At 54.5% G+C, this 13,249-nt stretch carries 11 protein-coding genes; 5 read left to right on the top strand and 6 right to left on the bottom strand.

The genetic code is table 11. From position 1 onward, the window contains the following. Positions 1-265 precede the first annotated feature (265 nt). Together ACJJIB_RS05105 and ACJJIB_RS05100 are read left to right on the top strand one after the other, a co-directional pair. Positions 266-2,584, top strand: a complete 2,319-nt coding sequence (locus ACJJIB_RS05105) for an immune inhibitor A domain-containing protein (RefSeq protein WP_444888066.1) — start codon at positions 266-268, stop codon at positions 2,582-2,584. Between the two features lie 176 nt (positions 2,585-2,760). Beyond that, positions 2,761-3,045 (top strand): hypothetical protein, encoded by a 285-nt coding sequence (locus ACJJIB_RS05100; RefSeq protein WP_444888065.1) that lies wholly within the window; start codon positions 2,761-2,763, stop codon positions 3,043-3,045. Here ACJJIB_RS05100 and ACJJIB_RS05095 read toward each other — a convergent pair. Then, positions 3,042-4,004: an AraC family transcriptional regulator gene (locus ACJJIB_RS05095; protein ID WP_444888064.1), complete on the bottom strand. Its 963-nt coding sequence runs from the start codon at positions 4,002-4,004 to the stop codon at positions 3,042-3,044. The genes ACJJIB_RS05100 and ACJJIB_RS05095 overlap by 4 nt on opposite strands. Positions 4,005-4,381: 377 nt before the next feature. On the opposite strand from ACJJIB_RS05095, the gene ACJJIB_RS05090 reads away from it, so the two are divergent. Beyond that, a complete protein-coding gene (locus tag ACJJIB_RS05090; protein ID WP_444888063.1) occupies positions 4,382-5,524 on the top strand; it encodes an efflux RND transporter periplasmic adaptor subunit in 1,143 nt (380 codons plus the stop codon). A 110-nt stretch (positions 5,525-5,634) separates the two neighbouring features. After that, complete coding sequence (locus ACJJIB_RS05085; protein ID WP_444888062.1) at positions 5,635-8,829, top strand: efflux RND transporter permease subunit; 3,195 nt, start codon at positions 5,635-5,637, stop codon at positions 8,827-8,829. A 56-nt stretch (positions 8,830-8,885) separates the two neighbouring features. Here ACJJIB_RS05085 and ACJJIB_RS05080 read toward each other — a convergent pair whose 3' ends face one another. Beyond that, entirely contained in the window at positions 8,886-9,266 is a 381-nt protein-coding gene (locus ACJJIB_RS05080; RefSeq protein WP_252084645.1) for a hypothetical protein, read from the bottom strand. A 198-nt stretch (positions 9,267-9,464) separates the two neighbouring features. Here ACJJIB_RS05080 and ACJJIB_RS05075 point away from each other — a divergent pair, with 198 nt between their 5' ends. After that, positions 9,465-10,247, top strand: coding sequence for a glycosyltransferase domain-containing protein (locus ACJJIB_RS05075; protein ID WP_444883826.1), 783 nt, complete (start codon positions 9,465-9,467; stop codon positions 10,245-10,247). Positions 10,248-10,315: 68 nt separating this feature from the next. Here the strand turns inward: ACJJIB_RS05075 and ACJJIB_RS05070 are convergent, their stop codons facing one another. The 4 genes from ACJJIB_RS05070 to aceF all read right to left on the bottom strand — a co-directional run bounded on the left by ACJJIB_RS05070 (position 10,316) and on the right by aceF (position 13,238). Continuing rightward, positions 10,316-10,603 carry a hypothetical protein gene (locus tag ACJJIB_RS05070; protein WP_252084643.1) on the bottom strand — a complete coding sequence of 96 codons (288 nt, stop codon included), beginning with the start codon at positions 10,601-10,603 and terminating at the stop codon, positions 10,316-10,318. After that, on the bottom strand, positions 10,593-10,889 hold the full coding sequence (locus ACJJIB_RS05065) for a hypothetical protein (protein ID WP_444888061.1): 297 nt from the start codon (positions 10,887-10,889) through the stop codon (positions 10,593-10,595). The genes ACJJIB_RS05070 and ACJJIB_RS05065 overlap by 11 nt, the downstream gene beginning before the upstream one ends. 113 nt (positions 10,890-11,002) lie before the next feature. Further along, positions 11,003-11,272 carry a hypothetical protein gene (locus tag ACJJIB_RS05060; protein ID WP_444883824.1) on the bottom strand — a complete coding sequence of 90 codons (270 nt, stop codon included), beginning with the start codon at positions 11,270-11,272 and terminating at the stop codon, positions 11,003-11,005. A gap of 319 nt (positions 11,273-11,591) precedes the next feature. Then, complete coding sequence (gene aceF / locus ACJJIB_RS05055) at positions 11,592-13,238, bottom strand: dihydrolipoyllysine-residue acetyltransferase (protein WP_444888060.1); 1,647 nt, start codon at positions 13,236-13,238, stop codon at positions 11,592-11,594. Positions 13,239-13,249 lie beyond the last annotated feature (11 nt).

The following is a 13,249-nucleotide window of genomic DNA, read 5'->3' as shown; positions in this document are numbered from 1 at the left end:
TCCAAGAAGGGTTAAGATAAAAAAATAATTCCAGAGTGTGCACCCACTATCTCAGTGCAAAGCAACGTAAATAACCGAGTAAAAAAATACCAAGTCCATCACAAAAAAAGTGCTGTGGCTCTTCCCTCTTACTTCGTTGAACAACATGGGGCTACTGAAAAGTTCAGCCGGCCCTTAAGGTTCGGGTAACGCACCGGCAAAGTGCCCTAAAATTTATAAAAATCTCCCGAGCTCTTTGTTAAAACAAAAATGAAAGAAGGGATCAATGCTAAAAGTAAATAGTCTGCTGCCCGTCAGCGCGCTTGCTCTCAGCCTGATGGCTGCGAACAGCTACGCTGCACCCTCACCTCAGCAACAAGGTGGCAATCAGTTCGACCTGGTAATCGCCAACGAAGCCAAGCTGATCGACATGCTCAAGCGCTCAGGCCGCATTAGTAAAAATGCATCCATTGGCGAAGCCGAGCGCACTCTACACCAGTTTCTGAAAGAACGTGCCAGTAAAAACCAGAACCTGGCCCAGGATTTGTCCAGTGAAACGGTACAAATGATGAAGCATGCCCGTGGCGGCAAGCATCCCAGATTAGGGCGCGGTAAAGGCAAGGGGCGCTTTCATGGCATCGGCCGTGCACCGGCACCTATTCAGCTCGAAAACTATGAAGGTGAGATGCGTACCGCGAAGGTTCTCGCGATCCTGATGGACTTCCCCGATTTCCCCCACAACAGCATTGAGCCAGGGGAAACGGATATGTACTACGAGGACTATGCCGCACAACACTATGCAGACCTGCTGTTCTCCCAACAGGGCTTCACTGGCCCCCAGGGTGAAAACCTACTGTCTATGCAGCAGTTCTACTGGCAGCAATCCGGCAATAGCTACTCCGTCGAAGGTGCAGTAGCAGGTTGGTACACTGCCAGTCAGCCAGCAGCTTTCTATGGCAACAATGAAAACGGCGATGCCCGTGCTCTGGTGCGTGAAGCACTGCAGGCTGCCGCAGCTGATCCCAGCGTTAACCTCGCTGACTTCGATATCGAAGACCGCTACGACCTTGATGGGGATGGCAACTATTGGGAAGCCGACGGCTTGGTGGACCACATTATGATCTTCCACTCCTCAGTGGGGGAAGAAGCGGGTGGCGGCCAGCTGGGAGAAGACGCGATCTGGGCGCACCGCTGGAATCTCGGCGATGTTTTCTCTATTGAGGGAACTACCGCATCAGTGGATTACTGGGGCGGCACCATGGCGGCCTACGACTACACAGTACAGCCTGCCGACGCAGCAGCAGGTGTTGTCAGTCACGAGTACGGCCACGACTTGGGTCTACCCGACGAGTACGACACCGATGGTTCCGGCCGCGGTGAACCCGTCTCCTCCTGGTCAATCATGTCCAGCGGCAGCTGGGCCGGTGTTATCCCTGGCTCAGAACCCACGGGTTTCTCTGCTTGGGCAAAGGAGTATTTGCAAACCAACCACGGCGGCAACTGGCTGCACGGCGAGACCATCGCCCTGCAAGATATTCCCCGTCGCGGCATCCCTCTCCTGCTTGACGAGGCGGTACACAAGGGCACCAATAACGATGCGATCCGTATCGACCTTCCCAAAAAGGAAGTGGTTGTGACCGTACCAACCAGCGGTGAATACGCCTATTTCAGTGGCAGTGACAACAACCTGCAAAACTCCATGGTAATCCCTGTCGACCTGACCGATGCTCAGAGCGCAAGCCTGACCTTCAAGGCCTGGTATGACATTGAGCAGGATTGGGATTACGGTGCGGTTATGGTTGACCTGGGTGAGGGCTTCGTCTCTATTCCCGGTAACATTACCACCGAGACCAGCCCCAATGGGCAAAACCCAGGCTTTGGTATTACCGGCAGCTCCAGTGGTTGGATCGATGCCGAATTTGACCTAAGTGCCTACGCTGGCCAACAGTTCAACCTGTCCATCGCCTATATTACCGATGCCTATGTAGCCAACCCCGGCCTGTTTGCCGATGACATCACCATCAATGTCGACGGCCAAGCCACCCTCTTCGATGATGCGGAGAGCGACAGCAACTTCAGCCTGACCGGCTTCAGCCGTCACCCCGGCTACAACCTCCACGACCACTACTACCTGTTGGAATGGCGTACCCACCGCGGTGTAGACCAAGGTCTGGCACACATAAATGTGGCCGGTCAAATGCTGACCTACAACGAGGGTCTCCTGATTTGGTATGCGGACACCAGCTATGAAAACAACTGGGTAGGTGTCCACCCCGGTAATGGCTTCCTCGGCGTAGTCGATGCAGATCAGCAGGTTCTGAAGTGGAGCGATGACTCCGTTGCATCTACTCGCTACCAGATCCACGATGCCACATTTGGTGTCGACTGGGCCCAGCGGCTGACACTGGATCTTCTGGAAGATTACGGCATCACCATGACGGATATCCACAACCGTCCCCAGCGGGTGTTCAACGATCGCAGAAGCTTCAGCAGCGATGAGATCCCCGATGCCGGCCGCGCGATTACCCCTTACGGTTTGAAAGTTCGCGTAGTCACGCAGAGCAGAGACAAGTCGGTAGGTAAAATCCTTATCTCTCAGAAGTAATTCTGTTTTGAGATAAACCGGAAAGGCGGCCAGATGGCCGCCTTTTTTATAAGCGAATAAGATTTCTTCTTATTTCGTTTCCCTTCTGCAGCAATGCAAACCCTCCAGCAGAAATTCCAAACCGAGCTACTCTGAAATTCTGAAGACTAATGCAAAGCGTTTTGGAAATTTTGCCAATGGAAAAACATCAGAATATTACCCGCAGAAGGTTCCTTAAGTTATCCGGCGGTGCCCTGGCGATTCTTCCGGTTAGCATAATCGCCACTGATCGGGCCAGCGCCCAAATCAAGGCGACCAAGGAATCGGTCAATTACCAGGACACACCGAAAGATGGTAAGAAGTGTGTGGACTGCCAGCTATTTACACCACCCAATGCCTGCATAGTGGTGGAGGGCGATATCAGCCCCGAGGGCTGGTGTAGCCTGTTTGTTCTCAAACAGGGCAATGCCACTTCAGACTAAGCCGGCACCCGCAGCTCACCGCGCAGCTTACTGACATCGGCGCGAGGCGGTAGGCCGAACATGCGGCTGTATTCACGGCTGAAATGGGAGGGACTTTCGTAGCCCACCCGATAACTGGCGGAAGCTGCTTCCAACCCCTCTGAGAGCATCAGACGGCGTGCCTCGTGCAGACGCAGTTTCTTTTGGAACTGCAGTGGCGACATTCGGGTTATCTGCTTGAAGCTGTGATATAGGGAGGACTCGCTCATATTGGCTTGTTCGGCCAGATCGCTGATACGCAGGGGCTCGGAGAAGCGGTCTTTGAGCACCTCTATCACCCGCGATACCCGGTTAGCCTGGCTGTCCGCCATGGCAAACTTGCGCATGCGCGCACCGATCTCACCCATCAGAGCCCGATAGATAATCTCCCGCCTCGCCATGGGCGCCAGTATTTGCGCGTCTGTAGGATTTCCTGCCAAGTGCACTAAGCGGCTCACTGCATCGAGAATGCCCTGATCCATCTGTGTTACACAGAGGCCGCAGCTGACCTCCGGGCAGTCATAGCCCGCTTCAATGCCGGGAGCCTTATCTCCCAGCTCCAGGACCAGGTCTGCCACCTCTTTGGGGTCAATAATCAACTTTACCCCAAGAAAGGGGACATCCTTGGAGGCCCGCTCTACTCGCCCCAAAATCGGCAAATGTACAGAAGTTGCGACATAACTGAGGGGCATATAGGAAATTTCCCTATCCCCCAACTCCAGGGTTTTGCTGCCCTGGATAATAAAGTTCAGTGAAGGCGTATAGACTGACGAGGCACAGGCGAGCGGCTCATTGCAGCGAATCAAGGCCAAGCCATCCAGCTCAGTCTCCGTCAAGCCTTGCTCTGGTGCCTGACGCATCAGGGTTTGGATCAGTTTTTGCCTGGTCGACTCCAACTCCGCCGGAATAACTTCTGCTACCGCTCTCTCTTCACTACTCATAGTTTTTCCTCGCGCCCGCGTGCCCTGGGCGGCATCAAACAAGGTGGCTGACAGTATACGGAGTTTTAGGCAACTCTCGCAGGAATTTGCAGGATTGGGCAATTACTGTGCAGCAATAGATAACTTACCGTAATCTCCTACCGTATAAAGCCGTGATAAATTCATTAATGACTCGTAAACCTAGTTATATATACAGTACTAATTGCTTGACTAAAAAGTCTTTCTCAGACTGTCACCTCACCGAGAAAAATAGAAATAGGCAATCAAGCCATAGTTACCGGATACCGCCCCCCTATTGCGCTCCATTAAAGTTGCCTCCCAACTGAGAGGAGTGCCAAACGGCCCCTCTCTTCCGAAGCAAAGGGAGTACACGCGTTATGGTGAAGAAACTTACCGCCACACTGTTCGGCCTCTCCGCACTGGTCCTGGCTGGCTGCGGCAGCGAAGAACCCACAGGGCAGCAACCGCCCCCTCCGGCCGTGGAGGTTGCCCAGGTTAGCACCGAGGCAACCACTTTGTGGCGCAGTTTTACCGGCCGCGTTGTCGCTCCGGAGACCGTTGAACTACGCCCCCGTGTCAGCGGGTATATCGACCAGGTATCTTTCACTGAGGGCGCCCTGGTAGAGCGAGGTGATGTGTTATTCACCATCGATCAGCGCCCCTACAAAGCCAAACTGCGTGCCGCCGAAGCGGATTTACAACGAGTGCGCAGCGAACTGGCATTCAATACGAAGCAGGCCAGCCGTGCCCAGCAGCTGCTCGACAGTAAAGCCATCTCGCGAGAAGAATACGACCGCCGCATCGCCGCGCGGGATGCCAAGCACGCAGCCCTGAATGCCGCCGAAGCCGCTGTGGAAAACGCGCGCCTCAACCTGCAATACACCGAGGTGACAGCCCCTATTAGTGGCCGTGTTAGCCGCGCCCAGATAACCCGCGGCAATCTGGCCAACGCGGATACAACCCTGCTGACCACCCTCGTGTCTGTAGATCCCATGTACGTGTATTTCGAAAGTGACGAGCAGACTTTTGCCGCCAGTCGCAATCTACTTAACAGCGATGCCAGGCCCCCAGTTCATATCGGCTTAGCAGGCGAACACGGCTACCCGCATAAAGGTCAGTTGGATTTTATCGACAACCGCCTCAACAGCCACACCGGCACTATCCAGTTCCGAGCTGTAGTCTCCAACCCCGAAGGCACATTTAAGCCAGGGCAGTTCGCCCGCGTGGAAATGCCTATCGAAGAAATGGCCCAGGCAGTACTGATCGATAGCAAGGCAGTACTCACCGACCAGGATCGCCGCTATGTCTATGTGGTCACGCAGGAGAACTTGACGGAACGTCGCCCGGTAGAATTGGGCCCGCGGCAGGGGGAGCGCACGGTAATCCGTAGCGGCCTTCAAACTGGCGAACGAATTGTAGTCAACGGCCTCCAGAAGATCTTCTTCCCCGGCATGCCGGTCGCACCCGAGATGATCGCCCAGCAGGGTCAAGGCAGTAGCGCTCAGGCCGCCGGACACTGAGCCTAGGTGTTTCCACTACTTTTGGACAACGAGTTTTGGGCACCGAACGCCCAACGAATCCTATCAATGGAATCCGAGCGGCCTGAAAGCCGCTTCCCAGGTAGCAGCGTATGAATTTTTCCCGTTTCTTTGTCGACAGGCCCATCTTTGCCTCGGTGCTGTCGATCATTATTTTTGTAGTGGGATTGATTAGCATCCCGTCATTACCAGTCAGTGAATATCCTGAGGTTGTACCGCCTAGCGTGCAAGTAAGTGCCCGCTACCCTGGTGCCAACCCCAAGACGATATCCGAAACTGTTGCCACACCACTGGAAGAAGCCATCAATGGTGTGGAAAACATGATCTACATGAAGTCGGTGGCCGGCAGTGACGGCACCCTCACTTTGAATGTCACTTTTAAACTCGGCACCGATCCAGACCAGGCACAGGTTCAGGTACAAAACCGGGTATCCCAAGCGCTACCCCGTCTACCGGAAGACGTGCGCCGCCAGGGGGTAACCACGCAGAAGCAGTCGCCCAACCTGATGATGGCGGTGCATCTGATCTCTCCAGACGACAGCCTCGATGCCACCTATATTCGCAACTACGCCGTACTGCATATCCGTGATGAGCTGTCGCGTATTCCCGGTGTGGGCCTGGCAGCAGTCTTTGGCTCCGGAGACTATGCCATGCGCCTGTGGGTAGACCCGCAAAAAGCGGCGGCCCTGGGCGTGACTGCAGCGGATATCGTCAGCTCAGTGCGTGAGCAAAATGTGCAGGTGTCCGCCGGACAGATCGGCGCCTCACCGATGCCCAATGGCTCTGATTTCCTGATCTCTATCAACGCCAAGGGCCGCCTGCAAAGCGAAGAAGAGTTTGGCAATGTGGTACTGAAGACCGGCAGCGATGGTGAAATCACCCGATTGCGTGACGTAGCGCGGGTTGAACTGGCCTCATCCCAAGACTCTCTACGCGCCTTACTAAATGGCCGCCAGGCGGTCGCCATTCCGATTTTCCAGTCTCCAGGCTCCAATTCCCTGGAAGTCTCCGCTGCAGTGCGCGAGAAGATGGCGGAACTGGGAGAACAGTTCCCTGAAGGCCTGGAGTGGAAAGTTGCCTACGACCCAACCGTATTTGTCAGCACTTCCATCAGCTCTGTGATCAAGACCCTGCTTGAGGCGGTGTTACTGGTAGTGCTGGTGGTTATCCTGTTCCTGCAGACCTGGCGCGCCTCCCTGATTCCACTCTTGGCTGTGCCGGTATCCATTGTTGGTACCTTTGCGGTGCTACTGATGCTGGGCTTCTCGATCAACACCCTGACCCTGTTCGCCATGGTACTGGCCATCGGTATCGTGGTGGATGACGCCATCGTGGTGGTGGAAAACGTCGAGCGCAATATCGAGGAAGGACTGACACCCCTGGCTGCAGCCCACCAGGCCATGCGCGAGGTGAGCGGCCCGATTGTCGCCATCAGTTTGGTGCTCTGTGCGGTATTTGTGCCCATGGCCTTCCTGGACGGCATCACTGGCCAGTTCTACCGCCAGTTCGCCACCACTATTGCCATCGCCACCATTATCTCCGCGATCAACTCCCTGACCCTGTCCCCGGCTCTGGCGGCTACCCTGCTGAAGCCCCACGGTGCCAAGCCGGATATGCCCGCGCGCATTATCGAGCGCCTGTTCGGCTGGTTATTCCGCCCGTTCAACCGCTTCTTCCAGCGCAACTCTGAACGCTACCAGCGGGTGGTGGGCCACAGCCTCAAGCGTCGCGGTATCGTATTTGGGGTCTACCTGATATTGCTCGGCGGTACCTTCGCCCTGTTCCAACAGGTGCCCGGTGGCTTTATTCCGGTTCAGGATAAGACTTACCTGGTGGGCAGTATCCGCCTGCCTGAAGGTGCCTCCCTGGACCGCACTGAAGAAGTTGCACGCCGCGTGAGTGAATTGGCTCTGGAAACAGAGGGCGTTGCCAACGCGGCCGCTTTTGTCGGCTTTAACGCCCTACAAGGCACCAATACCCCCAACGTGGGCACGGTATTTATCTTATTCGACGACTTCGATGTGCGCGAACGCAGTGCCACCGAAATCGCTGCGGAGCTAAACGGCAAGCTCTCCCAGATCAAGGAAGGCTTCGCCATGACCTTTATGCCACCGCCCATCTTCGGGCTGGGCGCTGGCTCCGGTTACTCCCTCTATGTCCAGGACCGTCGTGGTGCCGGCTACGGTGAGCTGCAAAATGCCACCAATATGCTGGCTGGGGCCTTGAGCCAAGCCAGCGGCCTCAGCTATCCCTTCAGCTCCTACCAGGCCAATGTGCCGCAGATGGACGCCGAGGTAGACCGCCTACAGGCCAAAGCCCAGGGCGTGCGTATGGACGACCTGTTCGGCACCCTGCAGCTGTATTTCGGCTCCATGTATATCAACGACTTCAACCTGTTCGGTCGCACCTACCAGGTGGTTGCCCAGGCAGATGCGCCTTTCCGCGATGAAGTGCAAGATCTCGACAATCTCTACACCCGCAATATGAATGGGGAGATGGTGCCCATCAGCACCATGGTGACCCTGCGCCAAAGCTACGGACCCGACCCGGTCATCCGTTACAACGGCTATCCCGCAGCCGATTTGATGGGGCAATCCGATCCCAGCATGCTGTCTTCCTCTGAAGCACTGGCGGCGGTTGAGCAGGTAGCCGACCAGGCCCTGCCCCCGGGTATGCAGATCCAATGGACCGACCTCAGCTTCCAGCAGGTTAACCAGGGCAACGCCGCTATGGTGGTCTTTCCTCTCGCAGTACTGCTGGTATTCCTGGTACTCGCCGCACTCTATGAGAGCTGGGTGATGCCGCTGGCGGTTATTCTGATCGTGCCCATGTGTCTGTTGGCGGCACTATTCGGTGTTTGGGCTACTGGCGGCGACAACAATGTATTTGTTCAGGTAGGGCTGGTTGTATTAATGGGGCTCGCCTGTAAAAACGCCATTCTAATTGTGGAGTTTGCCCGCGAGCTGGAAATGGACGGCAAGGGTACCGTAGAGGCGGCGTTGGAAGCCTGCCGCCTGCGTTTGCGTCCAATCATTATGACTTCCGTAGCCTTTATTGCCGGCGTGGTGCCCCTGGTGCTAGCCAGTGGCGCCGGTGCCGAAGTGCGCAACGCCATGGGTATTACCGTATTTACCGGCATGATTGGCGTAACCCTGTTTGGCTTGTTCCTGACCCCAGTGTTTTATGTTGCACTGCGCAAACTTGCCGGTGGCAGCTTGTCCAACACAACAAAAACTAATGAGCCAGCACTGATTCAGGATCCAGTGGAACAACCGGCGCATAGCTAGAAATAACCCCCAACTTCAAGCCCCCGCTGCGCTCTGCTCGAGGGCTTTTTTTTGCTCTATGGCTCTTCTTTTTTCCAGCGGGCACTGGGGAAAACTAATACATAAAGCCAGGTAAACAGACAGAGAGGCATGCAGAAAAAAATCACGATCACCCCCAGCAGCACACGCATAAAGTCACTGCCCTCTTCATGCTTTTCTGCGCGATCCCACAGATAAGACCGGTAGCAATGATCCGGCCCATCGATGGGGATAAAGGTAAAATTGATCACCCATTCCAAAATCCGCCAATAACGGCGTAAACGTGTCTCCTGCACCCGTGAAAAATAACCGCAACGACCAGAAATAGTGGCATCGGGATTGCCACCAGCAATAGCATTACCGAGCTGATCAATCGCGATGCAGACATTGATTATCCAGCTTCTTCTGGCGCCTCTCATTACACGCTCGTCTAATTAAAAGAAATCCGGCAAGCACTGCCACTCGCCAAGTAATGTATAGACGTATCGAGACAAGAGCAGCCCCCGAGTTGTACAGACCTGTCACTTCAGATAAAAGGGTCGGCTAGACTTCTCACAGGTGGCAAAGAAACCTTTGCCGGCTTAGAAAGTTGTAGGCGCAGGGGTTTCTCCTAAAAAATGTTGCATATCGCCACCATTGCCACCCACTCGGAAAGAATGTTTCCCGTACTCCAGGAATCCGCCAGACGCAATGGCGTATCACTTACCATTCTTGGGCGCGATCACCCCTGGAAAGACTTCTCATCCAAAATGGATATTTTGCTTCCTTTTTTTCAAACGCTGCCTGAGGAGGACATAATCTGCTATCTCGACGGTTTCGACTCATTGATATTACCGTCAGTACGCCTGCTCGAGAAAAACTTTCACTCCTTTGGCAAGGATATTATTTTTTCCAATGACTACCGGCACGATGGTGTTCAGGGGTATTTTGAGAAAAAATTCTTTCCTAACGAACATGTTTTTTCCACGGGAATATTTATTGGAAAAAACAAAGCACTACAAAACCTATTCCAGGCAGCCCGCGGAATGTATCCCAATTACTGCGATGACCAGAAAATACTGCGGCGCTATTATGCGCATCACACTTGTGAGCAGGTGGATATAGATCACGAGGCCAAGTTATTTTATAACTTTGACATGGCCGATCCCAGTTACAACCTGCTCAATCAAGTGGACCATATTCAGGGAGGAAAAATTTACCTGCTCAACGGGCAGAGTCCCAGCATTATCTCCTTCCCCTGCAGCTGGTTCGCCATTGGTATCAAGAAAAACCTGCATATCCTGCTGGAAAAGCTGGGCTATGACTACTACCCGGAAGTGAATATCAAGGGCACACTTAACGGCTTAAAGTACTATATTGGAACTTCGATAAAAGAAAGCATTAAAACACTGCTGAAGTAACTCAACACTTTTGCCACTTTCTATATTTTCACCCCTGCTTCACCCGGAGCAGTCACGAGCAATATCCATCAATAGAAGCTGTAACTCAATTCAAATGGTGAATAGGGCCCGGCACACCAGTCGCCAGTATCCAATTGATAGCAAGGCACTCCCGCAGCAATGCAATTGTCCAGGTCACCCATATAGGGATCACAAACCAGGCAAAAGCGTGGGAATGCAGTCAGTTCATCGGGCGGAACGGGGCTGTGCTTATAGGAATAATAAATTGCGGTGCCATTTAAATCCTGCCAAAAACCATCGGCACAGCCACCGAGCAGCTGCGCCACAATCAATGACAGTAAAACTTTACTCTTCATAGGAAATACAACGCCTTCCACCGGAAATATCAAAGCAACGGGCACTCTCAGGACAAATTGATCCGGGCGCCAATTCCTCAGAGTCACCGGGGCAACTGGAATGACTGGACCTGCGTGTTGAGGGAGCTGCGGGCATTGCTTGAGAGGGATATGCGCGATATTCCGCATGGCGGGGTATCGGCGCACTGGTTGGGTAGACCACCTGGTTGCGCGTATCCGGGGTACCGCAAGCTGAAAGCAGCAAGCTGGTACACAACGCGGCAATGGCTATAGGGAATTTTTTCATGGGCTTGCCTCCGTATCGGCACCACGCGAAACCTAATTCGCGTACTTCGGTAAATGATCGGACGGTGCAGCCACAACCTTGCGCACTACCTTCCCAGACTCTCAGCTTGGTGCTTAGTACACCCTCAGAACCGGGAAGAACCAGGCGGTGGAGTCGTACACCTGGTGAGTGCAATGCCCTTCACACTCATTATTAACAGGCAAGGCCTGAGCAGGCGATGAAACAATCGAGTCGGCTTCGACAAAGCCACCTTCCTGCCCGCTAGCCTGAGCCTCGAAAAAGAAAGGGTCTTCCCCTTCCACTTCCTCCGCGGGTAAGAATAAGCAACCCTGCACCGCCAGAGCCGCTACAAGCGGCAGAGCGAATTTCCTTGAAGGCCTCATGATCCGACACTCCACTTTCAGTGTTGCGCTGATAGCTGTCTTTCAAAAAAGTCTAGCCGGCGAGGATTATCCAGCCAGTTGGCGCCAGGTCATTTCTGCGTGCAATTCATTTTTATAAAGTTTTATGCGCCATTTTAGGTACTTTTGTGGGTAACTGGTTAAAAGTTTCTTCGCAGTAAGGCACCTACGAGTCCGTTCTGACTAAAAAAAGCAGAAAGAACTCACAACTTCTTAAAAGCCCAATGTCAGCTGAGTGGCCCTCATAAAAAAAGCGGCCATAGGCCGCTTTTTGAGGGTTGTGCTGTAGCTTATGAATTGGCTATAGCAGCAAGCGCCGCACATCCGCAAGCACACTCACCAGGTAGGTCATAAAGCGTCCGGCATCGCCACCATTGACCGCGCGGTGGTCGTAAGAAAGCGCCAAAGGCAGCATCTGCCGCGGCTCGAAGTCCTCGCCGTTCCACACCGGCTTCACCGCCAACTTGGAAACACCGAGGATGCCCACTTCTGGCGAATTGACGATCGGGGTAAATCCGGTACCGCCAATAGCACCCAGGCTTGAGATGGTGAAACAGGCACCCTGCATCTCGTTGGGCTTCAGCTTGCCATCGCGGGCTTTCAGGGCCATTTCAGTGGCCTCGGCCGCCAGCTCGTACAAGCCTTTTTTATCCACATCGCGGATAACCGGCACCATCAAGCCTTTTGGCGTATCCACCGCCATACCCACATGTACATAGTCCTTGCGCACAATCTGCTCGCCATCGTTGTGCAGGGACACATTGAAGCTGGGCTCTGCGCGCAGGGCCGCGGCTACCGCTTTCAGCAGGAAAGGCACAGGCGTGAGTTTCACACCGCGCTTCTCCGCCTCAGCCTTCATAGACTTGCGGAAGGTTTCCAGCTCGGTGATATCCGCATCGTCAAACTGGGTGACGTGAGGCACATTGAGCCAGTTGCGCGACATATTGGCTGCGGTGATCTTGTGGATCTTGCTCATCGGCTCCACGTTCACCGGGCCAAACTGGCTGAAGTCGATATCCGGCATCTTGGCGATACCGATTCCACCGCCGACACCAACCGCACCGCTCTCGGCTTTCTTCACCTGCTCGCGGATATAATTATGCAGATCGTCCTTGGAGACCCGGTTGCGCGGACCGGTGGGCTTCACCTTGTTCAAGGTAACACCCAACTCACGGGCCAATTTGCGTACGGCGGGACCGGCATAAACCTGGGCTGCAGCAGTGAGATTGCGTTCCAGCTGGTAATCTTTCTGCGGCACTGCCGGCGGCTCAACAGATAAAGGGGCCTGCTGTGGAGCACTCTCGACAGGCGCAGCAGCTGCCGGAACCGCGGCTTGAGCTGCGGGCGCGGCGGCACCGCCTGCGGCAACCACGTTCAATACACCGAGGGTATCGCCCGTAGAAACCTTATCGCCTTCTTTAACGGCGATAGAAACTACAGTACCGGCGCTGGGGGAAGGGACATCCATGGAGGCTTTATCGCCTTCCACCACAATCAGAGAGTCTCCCTCTTCGACGGTATCACCGGGTTGCACACTGATCTCGATCACATCAACCGCATCGGCACCGCCCAGGTCAGGGATCTGGATCGTTTCCTCTTTCGGCTCGCCGCTCGCTGCTGCCGCAGGGGCTTCAGCTACAGGCTCTGCCGCCGGTGCAGCTTCTTGCTTGGCGGAGGCTGCAGCGGGCGCCTCTGCTGGTGCTTCCGCGACATCGGTTTCGATCTCACCAATCACATCGCCTTCAGAGACCTTATCGCCCTCTTTTACGCTGATGCTGAGAATTTTACCGGCCACCGGGGCCGGCACATCCATGGAGGCCTTGTCGCCCTCCACCACAATCAGAGAATCCTCTTGCGCGACGGTATCACCGACGGCAACCGTAATTTCAATCACATCCACCTGATCGGCACCGCCGAGATCAGGCACTTTAATGACTTGTTTTGCCATAGGAGTTCTGC

The organism is Microbulbifer mixtoriginis (SeqCode), assembly GCF_052467705.1.
The sequence above is the reverse complement of the archived record's forward strand: the minus strand, read 5'-3'. Positions and strand labels throughout refer to the sequence as shown.

Bases quoted from the DNA above. Each gene is read 5' to 3' on its own strand.
- ACJJIB_RS05105 (WP_444888066.1), top strand. From the start codon at position 266: ATGCTAAAAGTAAATAGTCTGCTGCCCGTCAGCGCGCTTGCTCTCAGC.
- ACJJIB_RS05100 (WP_444888065.1), top strand. From the start codon at position 2,761: ATGGAAAAACATCAGAATATTACCCGCAGAAGGTTCCTTAAGTTATCC.
- ACJJIB_RS05095 (WP_444888064.1), bottom strand. From the start codon at position 4,004: ATGAGTAGTGAAGAGAGAGCGGTAGCAGAAGTTATTCCGGCGGAGTTG.
- ACJJIB_RS05090 (WP_444888063.1), top strand. From the start codon at position 4,382: ATGGTGAAGAAACTTACCGCCACACTGTTCGGCCTCTCCGCACTGGTC.
- ACJJIB_RS05085 (WP_444888062.1), top strand. From the start codon at position 5,635: ATGAATTTTTCCCGTTTCTTTGTCGACAGGCCCATCTTTGCCTCGGTG.
- ACJJIB_RS05080 (WP_252084645.1), bottom strand. From the start codon at position 9,266: ATGAGAGGCGCCAGAAGAAGCTGGATAATCAATGTCTGCATCGCGATT.
- ACJJIB_RS05075 (WP_444883826.1), top strand. From the start codon at position 9,465: ATGTTGCATATCGCCACCATTGCCACCCACTCGGAAAGAATGTTTCCC.
- ACJJIB_RS05070 (WP_252084643.1), bottom strand. From the start codon at position 10,603: ATGAAGAGTAAAGTTTTACTGTCATTGATTGTGGCGCAGCTGCTCGGT.
- ACJJIB_RS05065 (WP_444888061.1), bottom strand. From the start codon at position 10,889: ATGAAAAAATTCCCTATAGCCATTGCCGCGTTGTGTACCAGCTTGCTG.
- ACJJIB_RS05060 (WP_444883824.1), bottom strand. From the start codon at position 11,272: ATGAGGCCTTCAAGGAAATTCGCTCTGCCGCTTGTAGCGGCTCTGGCG.
- aceF (WP_444888060.1), bottom strand. From the start codon at position 13,238: ATGGCAAAACAAGTCATTAAAGTGCCTGATCTCGGCGGTGCCGATCAG.